Annotated in this window: 13 protein-coding genes, 1 tRNA gene and 1 pseudogene; 7 read left to right on the forward strand and 8 right to left on the reverse strand. The window is 71.4% G+C overall.

Annotation, left to right across the window (positions count from 1 at the left end; all coding sequences use genetic code 11):
* Nucleotides 1-178 precede the first annotated feature (178 nt).
* Nucleotides 179-418: a DUF2277 domain-containing protein gene (locus AC3ETA_RS00005; RefSeq protein WP_030964487.1), complete on the reverse strand. Its 240-nt coding sequence runs from the start codon at nucleotides 416-418 to the stop codon at nucleotides 179-181.
* A 96-nt stretch (nucleotides 419-514) separates the two neighbouring features.
* On the opposite strand from AC3ETA_RS00005, the gene AC3ETA_RS00010 reads away from it, so the two are divergent.
* From AC3ETA_RS00010 to AC3ETA_RS00025, 4 genes and pseudogenes are all read left to right on the forward strand, one after another.
* A complete protein-coding gene (locus AC3ETA_RS00010) occupies nucleotides 515-1,420 on the forward strand; it encodes a ketopantoate reductase family protein (RefSeq protein ID WP_432190708.1) in 906 nt (301 codons plus the stop codon).
* 202 nt (nucleotides 1,421-1,622) lie between these two features.
* Nucleotides 1,623-1,817 (forward strand): annotated as a pseudogene (locus tag AC3ETA_RS00015) (IS481 family transposase); the annotation flags it as partial.
* Nucleotides 1,818-1,881: 64 nt separating this feature from the next.
* Nucleotides 1,882-2,220 (forward strand): hypothetical protein, encoded by a 339-nt coding sequence (locus AC3ETA_RS00020; protein ID WP_432190709.1) that lies wholly within the window; start codon nucleotides 1,882-1,884, stop codon nucleotides 2,218-2,220.
* Nucleotides 2,221-2,431: 211 nt separating this feature from the next.
* Nucleotides 2,432-3,031 carry a hypothetical protein gene (locus AC3ETA_RS00025; protein ID WP_432190710.1) on the forward strand — a complete coding sequence of 200 codons (600 nt, stop codon included), beginning with the start codon at nucleotides 2,432-2,434 and terminating at the stop codon, nucleotides 3,029-3,031.
* Between the two features lie 153 nt (nucleotides 3,032-3,184).
* Here AC3ETA_RS00025 and AC3ETA_RS00030 read toward each other — a convergent pair.
* A tRNA-Val gene (locus AC3ETA_RS00030) sits at nucleotides 3,185-3,256 on the reverse strand.
* Between the two features lie 205 nt (nucleotides 3,257-3,461).
* On the opposite strand from AC3ETA_RS00030, the gene AC3ETA_RS00035 reads away from it, so the two are divergent.
* Both AC3ETA_RS00035 and AC3ETA_RS00040 read left to right on the forward strand, forming a co-directional pair.
* Nucleotides 3,462-4,235, forward strand: coding sequence for a DUF4097 family beta strand repeat-containing protein (locus AC3ETA_RS00035; protein WP_432190711.1), 774 nt, complete (start codon nucleotides 3,462-3,464; stop codon nucleotides 4,233-4,235).
* Between the two features lie 74 nt (nucleotides 4,236-4,309).
* Nucleotides 4,310-5,773 carry a hypothetical protein gene (locus AC3ETA_RS00040; RefSeq protein ID WP_432190712.1) on the forward strand — a complete coding sequence of 488 codons (1,464 nt, stop codon included), beginning with the start codon at nucleotides 4,310-4,312 and terminating at the stop codon, nucleotides 5,771-5,773.
* A 26-nt stretch (nucleotides 5,774-5,799) separates the two neighbouring features.
* Here AC3ETA_RS00040 and AC3ETA_RS00045 read toward each other — a convergent pair whose 3' ends face one another.
* The 3 genes from AC3ETA_RS00045 to AC3ETA_RS00055 form a co-directional block, all read right to left on the reverse strand.
* Nucleotides 5,800-6,948 (reverse strand): amidase domain-containing protein, encoded by a 1,149-nt coding sequence (locus tag AC3ETA_RS00045; RefSeq protein WP_432191041.1) that lies wholly within the window; start codon nucleotides 6,946-6,948, stop codon nucleotides 5,800-5,802.
* A 117-nt stretch (nucleotides 6,949-7,065) separates the two neighbouring features.
* Nucleotides 7,066-8,355: a polysaccharide deacetylase family protein gene (locus tag AC3ETA_RS00050; protein ID WP_432190713.1), complete on the reverse strand. Its 1,290-nt coding sequence runs from the start codon at nucleotides 8,353-8,355 to the stop codon at nucleotides 7,066-7,068.
* Between the two features lie 61 nt (nucleotides 8,356-8,416).
* Nucleotides 8,417-10,552, reverse strand: a complete 2,136-nt coding sequence (locus AC3ETA_RS00055) for a transglycosylase domain-containing protein (protein WP_432191042.1) — start codon at nucleotides 10,550-10,552, stop codon at nucleotides 8,417-8,419.
* Nucleotides 10,553-10,803: 251 nt separating this feature from the next.
* On the opposite strand from AC3ETA_RS00055, the gene AC3ETA_RS00060 reads away from it, so the two are divergent.
* The gene (locus AC3ETA_RS00060) at nucleotides 10,804-11,037 is read left to right on the forward strand and encodes an FmdB family zinc ribbon protein (protein ID WP_432190714.1); all 234 of its coding nucleotides are present in this window, start codon (nucleotides 10,804-10,806) and stop codon (nucleotides 11,035-11,037) included.
* Nucleotides 11,038-11,150: 113 nt separating this feature from the next.
* Here AC3ETA_RS00060 and AC3ETA_RS00065 read toward each other — a convergent pair whose 3' ends face one another.
* From AC3ETA_RS00065 to AC3ETA_RS00075, 3 genes are all read right to left on the reverse strand, one after another.
* Nucleotides 11,151-11,966 carry an HAD family hydrolase gene (locus tag AC3ETA_RS00065; RefSeq protein ID WP_432190715.1) on the reverse strand — a complete coding sequence of 272 codons (816 nt, stop codon included), beginning with the start codon at nucleotides 11,964-11,966 and terminating at the stop codon, nucleotides 11,151-11,153.
* Entirely contained in the window at nucleotides 11,966-14,569 is a 2,604-nt protein-coding gene (locus tag AC3ETA_RS00070; RefSeq protein ID WP_432190716.1) for a phosphoribosyltransferase, read from the reverse strand. Before AC3ETA_RS00070 ends, AC3ETA_RS00065 begins: the two co-directional genes overlap by 1 nt.
* A gap of 90 nt (nucleotides 14,570-14,659) precedes the next feature.
* Nucleotides 14,660-15,829: an HpcH/HpaI aldolase/citrate lyase family protein gene (locus AC3ETA_RS00075; RefSeq protein WP_432190717.1), complete on the reverse strand. Its 1,170-nt coding sequence runs from the start codon at nucleotides 15,827-15,829 to the stop codon at nucleotides 14,660-14,662.
* Nucleotides 15,830-15,908 lie beyond the last annotated feature (79 nt).

Below are 15,908 nucleotides of genomic sequence, written 5' to 3' on the forward strand. Positions count from 1 at the left end.
CCACCGGCCCGCACCTGTGAGCCAGCTACGGCTCAGCCCACCCGAAGGGGCGCGGGGAACTGCGCAAACAACCCCCACCAACCCGCACCCATCAGCCAGCTACGGCTCAGCCCACCCGAAGGGGCGCGGGGAACTGCGCAAACAACCCCCACCAACCCGCACCCGGCGGACCGCCCCGCTACCCGGCCGCCCTGCGCGCCGTCGCGGGGGCGCCCCGCACCTCCAGTCCGTCGAGGAGTTCGGCCGTGGCCTCGGCGATGGCCTCCACGGCCCGGTCGAAGACCTCCCTGTTGTGCGCGGCCGGGGCACGGAAGCCGGAGACCTTGCGCACGTACTGGAGGGCGGCGGCCCGGATCTCTTCCTCCGTCGCCTCCTCGGGCAACACGGGCGGACGGAGTGTCTTGATACTGCGGCACATGTCGAACAGTCTCCCTCGGGACCGTACCCGTCTGCCATGATCACGTCCGGCGCGGCCACCGCTGAGGGGGTGGGGCCGACCGACGAGAGGATGCGCATGACCGCGAACGACGGACTCACCCTGGCGATCCTGGGCCCGGGCGGCATCGGCGGACTGCTCGCCGCGCTGCTGTCCCGGTCCGGCCACCGTGTCATCTGCCTGGCCGGCGACGAGACGGCGAAGACCCTGAGTGCGAAGGGCATCCACGTGCGCAGCGGCCTGTTCGGGGACTTCACGGCCCCGGTCGAGGCCGACACCGAGCTCCGCGAACCGGTCGACGCCTGTCTGATCGCGGTCAAGGCCACGGCTCTGGACGCGGCGCTGACCAGGGTCGCGCCCGCCGTGCTGGGCGACGGGCTGGTCGTACCGTTCCTGAACGGCGTGGAGCACCCCGAGCTGCTGCGCGCCCGCTACCGCCCGGACCGGGTGGCGCCCGCCGCGATCCGCGCCGAGTCGACCCGCGTCGCCCCGGGAGAGATCGAGCACGGCACGCCGTTCGCCGAGATCGACCTGACCGGCGACCCGGTCCCCGACGACCGCCTGGCGGCCCTGGCGCAGGTCCTCGACGCGGCCGGCCCGAAGACCCGGGTGCACGCCGACGAGGCGGCGACGCTGTGGTCGAAGATGTCCCTGCTGGCGCCCTTCGCCCTGCTCACCACCCGCTACGCCCTCCCCGTCGGCGACGTACGCACCCAGCACCGCGAGGAGTTGCTCGCCCTCGTCGACGAGGCGACAGCCGTCAGCGCAGCCTGCGGCGGCCCCTCCGACCCGTCCCTGGCCCTCGCCCGCTACGACGCCTTCCCGCCCACCACGAAGTCCTCGATGCAGCGCGACGCGGAGGCGGGCCGCGCCCTCGAACTGGACGCCATCGGCGGCGCGTTGCTGCGGGCGGCCGACCGGCACGGAGTCCCGGTACCGGTGGCGACCCGCCTGGTGGGCGAGTTGAGGGCGGCGGGCCACTAGGTGTGTTGATCACGAGCGTTGTTGACGCTGGCCGGGCTTGAGCATGGCGAAGACCTCCGGTGCGGTGGAGCTGTCTAGGACTGCACCGCACGGAGGTCTTCGTGTCCCACCGTAATGCCCGGCTGACCGTTCACGGCAGGCGGCTGCTGGTCGAACGCGTCCGCGCCGGCCGCCCGGTCGCGCATATCGCAGTCGCAGCCGCCTCAAGAAACCCGGCCGGATCCCCGACGGCGGCGGCCACATAGTCCTCGGCCGCCAGGCCGGCCGTGCCCGGCGCGGCGACATGGGCTTCGACTGCATCCACTCCGCCGTCGACGACCACTCCCGCCTCGCCTACAGCGAGATCCACCACGACGAGAAGGCCGACACCTGTGCCGGCTTCCTGCGCCGGGCCGCACTCGTTCGCATGAACCACCCGAAGGCACTCGCAACCCAAAATCGAACAGGCGTAGCATTGCGGCGTGGCTACGCCCTATGACTTTCCGAGTGACCTGCTCGCCGGTCAGGAGGAGCTGCATCAGGTCCGGGCCGAGCTGTCGGCCCTGCTGAAGCGGCTGCCCTGGTCGGTCGTACCCCTGGACGGGTTCAGCGACGACAACGGCTGGCGCAAGGTCGAGCGCCCCGCCTCCCCCGGCTGGACGGAGGACGAGCAGGCCGAGGTGGAGAAGCTCCGGCAGCGCGAGCACGAACTCGCGGTGTTCGTCAGCGGTCACCGGTTCTGGTCGGAGACGGCGGGCCCGGACCGGGTCGACGCCCGCACGAAGCTGAAGCACACCCGCGGGGCGACCGAGGGATCGTGAACCGCACGACCGAAGTGCCCATGCCTCAAGGTCAGTCAGAACCGGCACACGGAAAGGACCGCGCGCAACCGCGCCCGAGGCCCGCCATCGTGCGGGCCTCCGCCGGTTCCTGACTCCGACTCACGCAGGTCACAGAATCATCCCAACGCCTTCACATATCCCACACACCAGATATGTTCACCCCTCACGCAAATTGCGCCAAGGGGGGCACATGAGCCAGCAGTACCCGCAGCAGCCCGGATACGGGCCGCCGCAGCAGCCGCCGCAGCCCGGTTACGGCTATCCGCAGCAGCCCGGTTGGGGCGCTCCCCCGCCCCAGCCGCCGAAGAAGCGCAGCATCGGCAAGATCCTCGGCATCACGGGAGCCGTCCTCGTCGGCCTCATCGTGATCGGCGCCGTCGCCGGCGGCGGAGACGACTCCACCGACAAGAGCAACAAGGACAAGGCCGTCGCCGCCACTTCGGACAGGCCCAAGGCCGCTGAGGAACCGGCCGCCGACGAACCCGCGAAGGAAGAGCCGGCCGCGGACAAGAGCCAGGCCGAGCAGTTCAAGGACTGCGTCGCCAAGTCCGGCACGGACAGCGAGAAGGCCGCCGCCGGCCACGTCACCAAGGTGACCGGCACCGACAAGACCAACGACATTCTCGACGCCGCCGAGGTCTTCACCGACTACAAGGGCGGGTTCCTGAGCGAGAACGCCGGCGACGCCAAGCTGATCGCGTCGGCCTTCGCGTCCTGCTACGAGTCGAAGAACGGTCTGGTGACCGTGTACGGCAGTGACGGCGACATGATCGCCAACGGGAACTACTGACCCGTTCGACGGGCACCACCGCCCGTCGCAGACCGGCCCGGCCCGCACCCGTGCGCGGGCCGGGCCTTTCCGTGGGCGGGAGGGAACGGGAACGGCCCCCGGAGAGATCTCCGGGGGCCGTGGAACGCCGGCTGAGCCGGTGTTCTTCTGCGGTGGGCGCGGACGGTTTCGAACCGCCGACATCCTGCTTGTAAGGCAGGCGCTCTACCCCTGAGCTACGCACCCGAGAACGAGTCGACAGCCTACCTTGCCTGGGGCCATGTCCCGCAAACCCGTTCCGGCGAAGGTCAGGGAAGTCCTGGGGTTATCCCCACCATGGATCCGGGAGCGGCCCGGATCCCGCGCCGGGCCCGGGATCCGTACGGTCGAAGCACCAGCGCAGCCCTGGGCCGAAGAGGTCGGCCCGGGGAACTCTCAGGGGGAGATCGTCATGGGCCGTACCGTTCCAGCCCGCTCCGTAGCCGTTTCCGGGGTGGTCGTGGCGCTCGTCGCGGGTCTCGCCGCCTGTGGGGCCTCCGCCGGGGACGACAAGGAGCCGGATCACAAGTCGTTCGCCCTGGAGGGCCGGACCCTGACCGTCGACTCGGACGACTCGGCGCTGGAGATCGTCGCCGCCGACGGGCACAAGGCCGGCACCGTGGAGGTCACCCGGTGGTTCCGGGGATCCGTCGCGATCGGGTCGGACCCGAAGGTGACCTGGGAAATGAAGGACGACCGGCTGGTGCTGCGGGAGAAGTGCAGCGGCATGATCGCCGACTGCTCGACCAAGCACCGCATCGAGGTGCCCCGCGGAGTCACCGTGAAGGTCGAGGACGGCGACGGCAGCGTGCGGGCGCGCGGCTTCCGGGACGCGCTGAGCGTGCGCACCGGGGACGGCTCCGTGCACGTCACCGACTCCAGCGGTCCCCTGGACCTGCGGACGGGCGACGGGTCCGTGCGGGTCTCCGACGTCTCCTCGCGTCAGGTGAAGGCACAGACCGGGGACGGCTCGGTGAAGCTCGAACTGGGCACCGTGCCGGACAAGGTGGAGACCCGCACCGGCGACGGATCGGTGACGATCGAGCTGCCACGGGCGACCTACCGCGTGACGACGAAGACCGGTGACGGCGGGGTGGATGTGTCCGTGCCGCGCAGCGACACCAGCTCCCATGTGGTCTCCGCCAGCACCGGCGACGGAAAAGTCACGGTGCGAACCGCGAACTGACCGGCCCGTGTGTTCGTCCTTAACCGGTGGGAGAATGACACCGGGCAGGGTGGATGACAGCACGGGAGAGGGATGTGACGGCGACACCTCGACAGCCGAAATCGCCGTCAGTGCCGCGTGGGCGGAGCCGCTTCGCGCGGGGCCTCCCGCAGGCCGTCTCCCGGGTCGCCCCGCAGCCCGCCTCCCGGGCCGTACGGCGCCCGCGCCGGGCCCTGCGCGACTCCCTCGCCGACTCCCTCACGCTCGTCGCCCTCCCCCTGGTCGTCGCCCTCGCCCTGCCCGCCGCCTTCGCCGGCGGCGGCACCCGGCGCTGGTTCGGCGGCCGGTCCGAGAGCCAGCGGGCCGAGGCGCAGGCCGCGAAGGACGCCGCGGCGGCCGCGTTCTACGAGCTGGACACGGCCCAGCGGGATCTGCGGATCTCGATCGAGACGATCGCGGCCGTGGACGACTCCCCGGCCGCCCGGCGGGCGATCACCGACTTCGACGCGCTCGGGCGGCGCATCGACGAGGTCAGCCACCAGTACATCAACGCGGTCGACGCCCACGACCTCGACCGCGACGACCTGGAGGCCTCGGCCGCGGCCCGCGCCCGTACGGAGCTGGCGAAGGCCAAGGACGACCTCGACAACGTCAGGCGCGAGCTGGACCGTTTCGCGGACGGCCTCGGTCCGCTGCTCGGCAAGGCCGAGACCCAGCTGGCCCGGCTCGCCCCGGCCGTCGAGCGCGCCCGGCAGGGCCTGCTGGCCGCGTCGAACGCGCTGGACACCGCGCGCACATCGGGGCTGCGGGCGGACGACCTCGCGGCCCGGCTCGCGATCCTCGCCCCGGAGCTGACGAAGCTGAACCAGGGCGCCGGGCAGCACGGCGTGCCGCAGACGCTGGAGCGCGCCGAGCGGGTCGCACGGGAGGCGGAAGCGGTCCGGGTGGAGGCGGAGCGGCTGCCGGAGAAGGCGGCCGAGATCGACCACCGGCTCGTGTCGCTGCGGACCCGCGCCCAGGCGCTCACCACACGTGCCGGGCAGGTGGAGCCGGTGCTGAGCGAGCTGCGGCGGCGGTTCACGGCGGCCTGCTGGCAGGACCTCCAGGGTGTCCCGGACCTCGCCGGGGAGAACGTACGGCAGGCGGAGCGGAAGCTGACCGAGGCCCAGGCCGCGCGCGACGAGCAGCGCTGGCCGGACGCCACCGCACTGCTGTCCACGGTCCGGGCCCTGCTGAACACCACGGACGAGTCGGTGTCGGCGGCCGGTGACCGGCTGCGCCGGCTGAACGCCGTGCAGAAGGACCCGCAGCAGGAGATCGACCGGACCCGGTTCGCGATCCGGGACGCCCAGCGGCTGGCGATGGCGGGGCGGAACACGCCCGACCCGCGGCACGCCCGGCCGCTGGACGACTCGGTCGCCCGGCTGGAGCGGGCGATCGGCACCCTGGAGGGCCGCCACCCCGACTACTGGCACTTCCTGACCGAGACGGAGGCCGTGCGGCAGACCGTGGCCCAGGTCGTGGCGCGGATCCGCGAGGAGCGCGGCGGCGGCCACTGAGCCGTACGACCTCCGTCCGGGGGCGATCAGGTGCGGTAGGCGTAGAAGGCCGCGCTGGAGTACGACGCGATGATGCTCGCCACCGAACGCCGGTAGGTGTTGGTGGAGTGGTAGGTCAGATACGGCACGCCCTGCGGGCTGCGGTAGGAGACGACCATCGTGTGGTCCTTGGACCCGTCCTTGTCGAAGTCCATCTGGAGCACGTCACCGACGTCCATCTGGTAGACGTTGGCGAGAGGGGTGGTCCGCTTGGAGTTCTGGGCGAACCAGGACCACTCGTTGACGCCGACGAACGAGTGCGACTGGATGTCCGCGTTGCCGAACCACTTGGTGTAGTCGTACACGTAGCCCGGGACGTGCTTCCAGCCGCCGGCCTTCAGGGACTGGCTGACGAAGTTGGTGCAGTCGCCGCCGGCGCCCTGGCCGTTGAAGTCCGGGTAGTCCGTGTTGTAGTTCCTCCAGTACTTCTCCGCGTACGTCGCCATGGCCTTGTAGTCCAGGGCGGCGCCCGTGAGCGTCTTGGGCTTGGCCGGGGCGGGGTAGGTGGTCGCGGCGCGCGGGGCCGACGGCATGGTGTCGTCGACCGTGGGCGCCTTCACGGACGGCTTGGCGAGCGTGTTCACCGCCATGCCCTGGTCGGTGTCGCGGATGCCGGTGAGCTGCCAGTCGCCGTGCCGGTCCGCGGTGAAGGTGAGCTCGTGGTGGGCCTGGAAGCCGGTGGTCCTCGGCTCGTCGCCGCGGACCTTGGCATAGGTCAGGGTCGTGGTCTCGGTGACGGCGGCCCTGGCCGTACGGCCCGTGACGCGGGTGGCGTCCAGGGTGACGGCGGTGTCGGCCTTGCGGTACTGCTCGCCGAGCCGCGCGAGGAGGTCCTTGCGCCCCTCTAGCGTGGTCCGGGCTGCGTCCTCGCCGCGGGCCGTGCGGGAGGACAGACGGACGTCGCCCGAGAAGCCGTCGGTCAGCGGCTTTCCGCTCCGCCCGCCGTCGACCAGGGCCTGGGTGCGGTCGGTGAAGACCGCGTCCGCAAGCCGCTGGAAGGTGGCCCTGGTCCCGGCGTCCACGGTGGGGTCGTCGACGACCGTGGCGCCGGCGCTCCAGGTGGGCAGCAGTGCCGCCGAGGCGGCGATCGAGGCGACGGCCGCCGCGACTATGGTGGCGCGACGGCGTGCGGGCATGGGTGTTCTTGATCTCACGGGGATTCTCCTTGCCCGGGGTGGTCGAACCCGGGCAAGGAATGTTTACACCTTCTCCTCAACTGTGAAGAACCCGGGGGTAGTTGAAGCTTCGGCCGACTACTTCACCACGGTCGACCAGTCCGGCGACTGCGCCGGGTCGAGCCCGCGCAGCCGCTGGAGCGTCTCGGGCTTCTGGACGTCCATCCAGTCCGCGAGCTCCTTGAAGGACACGCACTTGACGTCCTTCTTCGTGCACACGCTCTCGATGACCTGGTCGACGGCCTTCATGTAGATGCCGCCGTTCCACTCCTCGAAGTGGTTGCCGATGAACAGCGGGGCGCGGCTGCCGTAGTAGACCCGGTTGAAGCCGGCCATGTAGGTGTCGAGGGTCTCCCGCTGCCACTCGGCGTGCCTGGCCGGGTCGCCGTCGGTCTCGCCGTCGGACTGGTTGTAGAGGAAGTTGAAGTCCATCGACAGGCCCTGGAAGTCGCCGTTCTCGTACGGGAGCATCTGGAGCGGGAAGTCCCAGATGCCGTTCTTCTTCCTCGGCCATATCTGGAAGTCGCCGGTGGAGCTGGCGTCGTAGCGCCACTTGTAGCTCTTCATGGCCTTCAGCAGGTTCGCCTGGCCCTCCAGACAGGGTGCGCGGCCGCCGGTGACCTCCTTGCGGAAGTCGAACGGCAGGGGCTTGAGGTCGGTGTAGCCGGTGTTGGTCCTCCAGCGCTCCACGAAGTCGTAGAACTGGTCGATCTCGCTCTTCCACTCCGCCACGCTCCAGTCGTCGCCGCCCTTGGCGCCGCAGAAGTGGCCGTTGAAGTGGGTGCCGATCTCGTTCCCGTCCGTCCACGCCTTGCCGAGCTGCTCCAGCGTGGTGCGGATGTGCTCGTCGGTGGGGAAGCTGATGGCCGCCGAGCCCCTGGGGTGCTGGGGCGGGGAGTAGAGGTCCTTCTTGTCCTTGGGCAGGAGGTAGATGCCGGTGAGGAAGAACGTCATGTGGGCGTCGTACTTCTTCGCCATCTCCCGGTAGTGCGAGAAGAGTTCGTCGTCGCCCTGGAGCGCGCCGTCCCAGGAGAAGACGACGAACTGGGGCGGCTTCCGGCCCGGGTTGAGGGGCTCCGGCTTGAACTGGCCCTTCTGCGGGCCGGTGTAGGAGGTCGAGCCGTCGCCGAGGACCTTCGTCCTGCCGTCCCACTCGGGTTCGCCGCTCGGCTCCGCGGAGGCGCGGCCGTCGTCCGCCGGGGAGGCGCCGGAGGAGGCGGTCGGGGCGGTGTTGCCCGTGCGGTTGAGGACCAGATAGCCGCCGACGAGGGACGCGACGACGAGCAGGGCCGCCAGGGTCAGCATCCCCGGAGGCCGGTTGCGGCGGGGTTCGCGGGGTCGGCGACGGCGGCCGGACGGAGACATCATGGGCGGCTCAATCTGCGAGGGGGGTGGGGGGTTGAGGGGGGCGGGGGACGGAGGCGCCGGGTCAGCCGAGACCCTGGGCGCCGGACCAGATGTCGTACGGGACGCTGCCGGCGGGGGTGCCGGCGATGCCCTTCAACGGCAGTGGTTCCAGGCTCTTGGTGAGGTCGATGCGGTAGGCCACGACGGCCGTCGACACGGAGGACGCGGTGCCGACGTACCAGGCCGCGGTGTCGTCCTGGGTGGTGCCGGCCTTCCCCGCCACCCGCGCGGCGGGGGCAGCGGTGGCCGGGTGGGCGAGGCGGAAGGCGGACCTGAGCGCGGACTGGACCTGTTCGGCCACCTTCGCCGTCACGGCACGGCGGGAGGCGGGCTTCGTCAGCCTCACGGTGGAGCCGTTACGGGTGATCCGGGCCACCGAGTACGGCTCGACGTGCGTGCCCGCGGCGGCGAACGTGGCGTACCCGCTGGCCATGCGGATCGCGCTGGGCGTGGCGCTGCCCAGGGACAGCGCCGGTACCTGCGGCCCGAAGCTGGAGGAGAGCAGCCCGGCCGCCTGTGCGGTCCGGCGCACCTTGTCCAGGCCGGTGTCCATGCCCAGCTGCATGAACGGCGTGTTCACCGACTGCGCGAGCGCCTGGTGCAGACTGATCCGCCCGTAGTCCTTACGGCCGTCGTTGCGGGCGGCGACCCGTTTGCCGCTGCGGTCCCAGTAGGGCCCCTCGGGCGTCATGACCGGCACCCCGTCGTCGCCGTCGTACAGCGTGTCCGGGGTGACCTCGGTCGGGCCGCCGTCACGGGTGCGCCGGACGCCGTTCTGGAGCGCGGAGGCGTAGACGAACGGCTGGAAGGCCGAACCGGCGGGCACGGTGGTCGCGTTGGACTCGTTGTAGCCCTGTTTACGGTGGTCGGGGCCGCCGTAGACGGCGAGGATTCGTCCGTCGGTGGCGACCGAGGCGGCGCCGTAGTGCGCGGCCCTCGCCGCGGCCGCGTCCGCCTTCCGGGCCTTGCCGCGGGCCTTGGTCACGGCGTCGGTGAGCGCGGTCTCCCGTTTGCGGTCGAAGGTCGTGTAGATCTGGTAGCCGCCGAGGTCGAACTGCTTGTCCGTCAGATGCGCGGCCTTCTTGGCGTACTGGGCGGCCAGTTCCACCAGGTAGTCGCTCTGCTTGCCGGTGTCGTACCCGCGGGCCTGCTTCAACGGCTCGGGGAAGGTCTTGTACTTCGCCCTCTCGGCCGGTGACAGCCGGCCGATGTCGACCATGCGGTCGAGGATCCAGGACCAGCGCTCCACGGCCCGCGCGTGGTTGGCCCGGCTCAGCGCGGGGTCGTAGAGGGCCGCCCCCTTGAGGAGGGAGGCGAGGACCGCGGCCTCGCTGACGTCGAGTTCGGAGACGTCCTTGCCGTAGTAGGCCTGGGCGGCGCGCTGCATGCCGTAGGTCCCGCGGCCGAACCAGCTGGTGTTGAGGTAGCCCTGAAGGATGTCGTCCTTGCTCATCCGGTTGTCGAGCTTGAGCGCGAGCATGGCCTCGGTGAACTTGCGGCCCACCGAGCGGTCCTGGTTGAGGTAGACGTTCTTGACGTACTGCTGGGTGATCGTGGAGCCGCCCTGGGTGTCGCCCTCGCCGAAGGTGCGCCACACGGCCCGGCCGATTCCGCTGAGGGAGATGCCGGGGTCGCTGTAGAAGCTGGCGTTCTCGGCGGCGAGCACCGCCCAGCGGACGTCCTCGGGTATGTCCTTCAGCGGCATGTCCTGCCGGCGCACCCAGCCGGTGCGGGCCATGGGCGTCCCGTCGGACCAGAAGTAGACGTTGTCCTGCTGGGTCGCGTACGAGTTGAGGTTCTCGGGGATGTCGGTGGCGGCGTAGCCCACGCCCAGGCCGACCGTGGTCAGGCCGAGGAACGTCAGGACGCCGCCGAGCCACTGCCGCCGCGAGGGCACCCAGCGGCGCCAGCCGGTGCGGCCGGGGCGCGGGTACTGCGGGCGCAGCCGGCGGACGCAGGGCGCCGCGCGGGTCGCCCAGGGGCCCGCTGCCGCCTTGAGACGGGACAGGGCGGCCGGGCGCGCGGCCCTGCGGCGGCGTCCCGGTGGGCGCAATCGGCTCTTGTCCGAAAGGTCATCGGAATTGCGGGATAAACCCGCCTCGACTGTCCGCAATTGCACGGTCTCGTCCGGCGGGAGCGCGGGGACCTTTAATTGCATGGTCTCGTCCGGCTCCTGCCCAGCCCTGGTCACGGCTGCGCCCCTCCCCGCATTCGGTCGTGCCCGCGAGGAAGGGCATGGCCACCGCGGTCAACGGCAGCGCGCCCCCTGCTCCCCCGGCCTTACGGCTCCTCCCGGCAATCGAAAAGTATCAGTGACCTTTTCAAATTCTCCACACCGGTGTCGGACAGCTTCGATCGCAAACAACCGCAGAGGGGTGTGTAACCGGTCATGCCGATTAACCTGTGACCATGCCTCGCTACGAATACCGCTGCCGCAGCTGCGGCGACACGTTTGAACTGAGCCGTCCGATGGCGGAGTCGTCCGCGCCGGCGAGTTGCCCTGCCGGGCATGACGACACCGTGAAGCTGCTGTCGACGGTCGCCGTCGGCGGGACGGCGTCCGCCCCGGCCGCCGCGCCCAGGGCGAGCGGCGGCGGGGGCGGATGCTGCGGAGGAGGGTGCTGCGGCCAGGCGGGCCGGTAGTTCCTCGGCTGCGGGTGCGTGGGGGCTGGTCGCGCCCACGCGGCGGAGCCGCAGATGGACAGAGCCCCGCGCCCCTCAGGGCACTCCGCGCCCCTCAGGGGGCTCCGCGCCCCTCAGGGCGCTTCCGTGCGAGTCGCCTTCAGGAACTCCCGCAGGATGCGCTCCCCCGCCAGCACGCCCCGCTCCGGCAGCGCGCTGATCGCCGGGGCCGTCCAGTCGGCGTCCGCCAGCTCTCCGTGGCCCGGGCGCCAGCCCCGGTCGGCGGCGAGGAGGAGGTCGGCGTCCAGGAGGGAGTCGCCGGCGGCCAGGGTCAGGTCCGCGCCGGTGCGGCGGGCCACCTCGCGCACGGCGGCGCTCTTGGTCAGCGGCTTCGGGACGGCGTAGATCTTGCGGCCCTGGAGGGACACCGTCCAGCCGCGGTTCTCCGCCCACACCGCGAGCTCCTTGACCCACTCCTCGGGCAGCAGCTCGCGCTCGACGACGAGGTAGGCGAAGAGGTCCTCGGCGATCCGGTGCTTGCGCACCCACGCCGGGGACGCCGACGCCATCAGGTGGTCCTGCACCTCCGCGAGCGGCGCGCACTGCTCGGCCAGCCGGGCGGCGACCCGTGCGCTCCAGTCCGCGTCGGCGACGCCGTCGACGAGGATGTGGCCGCCGTTGGCGCAGATCGCGTACTTCGGCGCGGGGCCCGGCAGGTTGATGCGCTGGTACTGCTTACGGGTCCGGGTAGTCGTCGGCACGAAGACCGCCGCGTCACCGAGGTCGGTCAGCAGCTGGGCCGCCGTCTCGGTCATGTACGACAGCGGCCTGCTCTCGTGCACCTCCACGCACAGCAGCCTCGGCGCCCGCGCGTCCGGCATGGTCAGCGCGAGGGCCGCGGCGGAGTAGATCAGCGTACGGTCGAGGTCGCTCGCCACCAGCACCGGCATCAGAGGTTCACCGCCCGGCCGTCGGCACCCGTCGCGCCCCGCGTGTACTGGGGGTGGATCAACCCCACGCAGGTGTACGGCAGTTCGGCCACTTCCTCCACCGGTACTCCCCTTTGTTCGGCCAGCAGGCGTACATGGTCCAGGTCGGCGCCGGCTCCGGCCCGCGCCAGGATCTTCCAGGGCACCCGGCGCAGCAGCACCCGCGTGGTCTCGCCGACGCCCGGCTTGACGAGGTTCACGTCGTGGATGCCGTAGTCCTCGCTGATGCGCTCGACGGCCGCCCAGCCCTCCCAGGTCGGCTCGCGGTCGCCGGACAGCAGCTCCTTGGCGGTCGCGTCGACGGCGTCCACGACCTCCGCGAAGCGCGCGGACACGGCGTCGAGGAAGGCCACGGAGACGTCGGCGCCGGCGAGTTCGCGGTAGAACTTCGCGCCGTGGTAGTCGTACGGGCCGACCAGGTCGGCCCGCAGGACCGTACGGGAGATCAGGCCGGAGACCGTGGAGTTGAGGCACGCGGAGGGGATCAGGTAGTCCTCGCGGGTGCCGTACGTCCGCACGCAGGAGCCCGGGTCGGCCAGCACGGCGATCTCCGGGTCGAAGCCGGTGATGCCGTCGGACGCCTCGAACTCCCGTATCGCCGCGGTCAGTTCGCGGGTGATGGCGCCCTTGCCGGTCCAGCCGTCGACGAAGACGACGTCCCGCGGGTCGTGGTGCGCGGCCAGCCAGCGCAGGGCGTTGGCGTCGATGCCGCGGCCCCGCACGATCGAGACGGCGTAGTGCGGCAGTTCGAGGCCGTGCCGGAACTGGGCCCAGCGGCGCATCAGAACGCCGACGGGGGTGCCGGCGCGGGCCAGCGAGACCAGCACGGGGCGGGGCGAGCGCTCGGCGAGCACCAGCTCCGTGACCGCGCCGGCCGCCTGCGCGAGGCGCACCGCCGACTCCTCCAGTGCCGCGTGGAACAGCTCCTGGTACTGCTCGCTCGGCTGGTACTCGACGGGCAGGGACTCGGCGTAGTGCGCGCCCCCGCTCTGGATGGCCTCCTCCCTCTCCTCGGTCGGCGCCTCCAGCGTCACGTCCGAGAGGTCCTGGAGCAGCCAGCCGACCTCCTCGGGGGCGTACGAGGAGAAGGCGGGGCCACGGAGGGGCTCGGGCAGCATCGGGTGCCTTTCGGGAAGGGCCAGGGGCCCGGGGACGTACGACGGCACGACTGCCAGCAGAACGTGGGGGGTGTGGTCGGCGAGCCGGGCCAGCAGGCCCTCGGGGGCGTGCAGCTCGGGGGTGTCGGCGACCGAGTCGACGACGGCTATGACGGCGTCGAACCCGGCGCCGGCGACGTTGTACGCGTAGCGCTCGCCGGGGCCGTCGGCCGGGGTGTCGTGGGCCGGGAAGACCAGGCGGGTGCGTATCGCGTACCCCGGGTCGTCCACGGCGAGGACCGGTGAGCGGGTCGTGGTCGAGTAGCTGACCTCGACACCCTCGGTGACCTGCTCCAGCTCACGGGCGAGCCGCAGCGGGGCGTACATCAGCTCCTCGAAGCCCAGTACCTGCACGCGCCGGGCACCCTCGGGCAGCGCCTCGGCGAGCCGCGCGGTCATGCCGGGCAGGGCGGCCTCCAGCCGCGTCCGGTGAGCGGCGGTGAAGCCGTGGCGACCACCGTCGGGGAGGCCGGGGGGCCAGTGCAGCTCCACTCGGGTGACGTGGGGGTGGGTGCGCTCTTCCCCCGGGTGCGGGCCGGTGGGAGCTGATCGCGCAGTTCCCCGCGCCCCTGAGGGGTTGCCCTCCCGGCCGGCTTCGGCGGCGACGCCGCTGTCCGGGGGCGCGGGGAACTGCGCGACCGGCCCCGACGGCGCCGCGGACGACCGGCCACCGGCCCCCGCACTCTCCGCCTCGTACCGCGCCACCAGCTCCTGCCCCTTCTCCAGCACCCCCTCCGGCAGGAGCACCGTCCCCGAGGCCGCCGTCACCAGGTCCACCCGCGCGCCGATCTCCCGCGCGAACTCCTCCAGCCGCCCGGCATCGGCCGCCGACCGCATGTCCACCAGCGCGACCACGACGTACCGCCGCCGCGGATACCGCTCATGAAGATCACGCACGGTGTTCAGCACCGTGTTCCCCGTCGAGAACTCGTCGTCGACCAGGACCAGCGGCCCGTCGCCCACCAGCAGCGCGGGATCCTCCGGCAGCAGCAGATGGGACGTGGCGTGCGAGTGCGACTCCTCGAAGCCGCCCGCACGGGCGACACCGGCGACCGGCCGGCGGGTGGAGTGCAGATACGGGGCCGGCCCGACGCCGTCGGCGACGGAGTGCCCGAGCCCGGTCGCCGTCTCCGCGTAACCGAGGACGACCGCCCTGGCGGCCTCCTCCGCGCCCAGCAGCTCCCGCACCCGCCGTCCCAGGGCGAAGCCCGCGCCGTACACCACGGAGGGTGACTGCGGTACGTGCTTGCCGAGCACGTTGGAGACCAGCAGATGGGCCCGCTTGGGGTTGCGCCGCAGGGCGAGCCCCAGCATTCCGGTGAGGTCGTCGTCGCCCTCCAGCCGGACCCCGAGCCGCTCGGCGACCCAGCTCCCGGACCAGACCCCGTCGTTCACTGCCTTGTTCATGCGTCCCTTGGTTATAGAAGCCGGTCAGCCGGATCCAAGCCTGTCAGCCGGATCGAAGCCGTCGGCCGGATCGAAGCCGGTCGGCCCGGTTCAGGCCGGGATCCCGGCGGCGAGCAGCTCCACGAAGCCGATGTCCTCATTGGCCACACCGAACGCCTCGGCCCGCAGCATGGTCCGCTCGGCCCAGGCCCGGTGCGGCTTCACCTCATTCATCTTGTTCGTGTACTGCGACCTGAGTACACCCCCGCCGCAGCGCTCGGGCCGCAGGATGTCCTCGGCGTCGCTGAACTCCTCGTGGCTGACCACGGACAGGGCGTGCACGGGCAGCACATGGGAGGGGTGGATGCACGTCTTGCCGAGCAGGCCGTTGGCGTGGTCCATCGTGATCTCGCGCAGCAGGCCGTCCATGGAGTGCTCGATCAGGGCCTCGCGCAGCTCCTCCGCCTGGCCCTCCAGGAAGGGGCTGCGGCGCAGCTGGGGCTTGAACATACGTTCCTGCACCCGGAAGTACTCCCACACCGGCCCGGTCACCGTGAACCCGGTGCCGTCGGCCCGGCCCAGCATGTTCACCACGTCGGCGATCACGGAGGCGACGATCTGGACGTCGTAGGCCGTCATGTCCGGGGCCCGGCGCAGTCCGTACGACGAGCAGAAGTCGGTCACACCGAGGCGCAGCGCGAGCACGCGGTCGCGGTACTTGTCGACGGCACGGAAGATGCCCTCCAGGGTCTCCACGCGCGACTCGCGGTAGAGCAGCTCGGGCGACTCCAGCACCGGCATGGCGAACAGCCGGCGGCCGCTGTGCGCCTCGGCGGTCGCGAGGGTCTCCAGGAAGGGCATGCCGCGTTCCTCGGTGAACTTCGGCAGCACGAATCCGGACAGCAGCCGCACGGCAGGACCGATTCTGCGCACCAGGTCGGGAATCTGCTCGGGGGTGCGGACCCGGATGAAGAGCAGCGGCAGATCGTTCGCGTCGTCGCGTGCGGCGAGGTCGGCGAACTGGCGGACCAGGTTCTCCTCGCCCTCCGCCACGTCCTCGTCACCGATCGAGTCCTCCAGACACAGCACCATCGAGACCACGCCGCGTCCGGTCTGCTTGACGATGTCGTCGGCGAGCCGCGGCCGCGTGGCCGGACTGTAGAGCGTGGCGCCCAGGGCCGCGGAGAGCAGCCGGGCCGGAGAGTCGGCGGTGAACTCGCACGGTTCCTGGTGGAACAGGCGCTGCCGCACCTCCGGGGCGATGTGCCCGAAATGACGCATAGAACTCCCCCGCGGAGACTGAGTGACACCTGTGACCGGTTCACAGGTGGCCGGTAATAGTACGTAGATACCCATGTCA

Source organism: Streptomyces sp. bgisy027 (assembly GCF_057710365.1).

Excerpts from the sequence above, each read along its gene's own strand:
- AC3ETA_RS00005 (WP_030964487.1), bottom strand. The coding sequence starts at position 418 with ATGTGCCGCAGTATCAAGACACTCCGTCCGCCCGTGTTGCCCGAGGAG.
- AC3ETA_RS00010 (WP_432190708.1), top strand. The coding sequence starts at position 515 with ATGACCGCGAACGACGGACTCACCCTGGCGATCCTGGGCCCGGGCGGC.
- AC3ETA_RS00025 (WP_432190710.1), top strand. The coding sequence starts at position 2,432 with ATGAGCCAGCAGTACCCGCAGCAGCCCGGATACGGGCCGCCGCAGCAG.
- AC3ETA_RS00035 (WP_432190711.1), top strand. The coding sequence starts at position 3,462 with ATGGGCCGTACCGTTCCAGCCCGCTCCGTAGCCGTTTCCGGGGTGGTC.
- AC3ETA_RS00045 (WP_432191041.1), bottom strand. The coding sequence starts at position 6,948 with ATGCCCGCACGCCGTCGCGCCACCATAGTCGCGGCGGCCGTCGCCTCG.
- AC3ETA_RS00050 (WP_432190713.1), bottom strand. The coding sequence starts at position 8,355 with ATGATGTCTCCGTCCGGCCGCCGTCGCCGACCCCGCGAACCCCGCCGC.
- AC3ETA_RS00055 (WP_432191042.1), bottom strand. The coding sequence starts at position 10,552 with ATGCAATTAAAGGTCCCCGCGCTCCCGCCGGACGAGACCGTGCAATTG.
- AC3ETA_RS00060 (WP_432190714.1), top strand. The coding sequence starts at position 10,804 with ATGCCTCGCTACGAATACCGCTGCCGCAGCTGCGGCGACACGTTTGAA.
- AC3ETA_RS00065 (WP_432190715.1), bottom strand. The coding sequence starts at position 11,966 with ATGCCGGTGCTGGTGGCGAGCGACCTCGACCGTACGCTGATCTACTCC.
- AC3ETA_RS00070 (WP_432190716.1), bottom strand. The coding sequence starts at position 14,569 with ATGAACAAGGCAGTGAACGACGGGGTCTGGTCCGGGAGCTGGGTCGCC.
- AC3ETA_RS00075 (WP_432190717.1), bottom strand. The coding sequence starts at position 15,829 with ATGCGTCATTTCGGGCACATCGCCCCGGAGGTGCGGCAGCGCCTGTTC.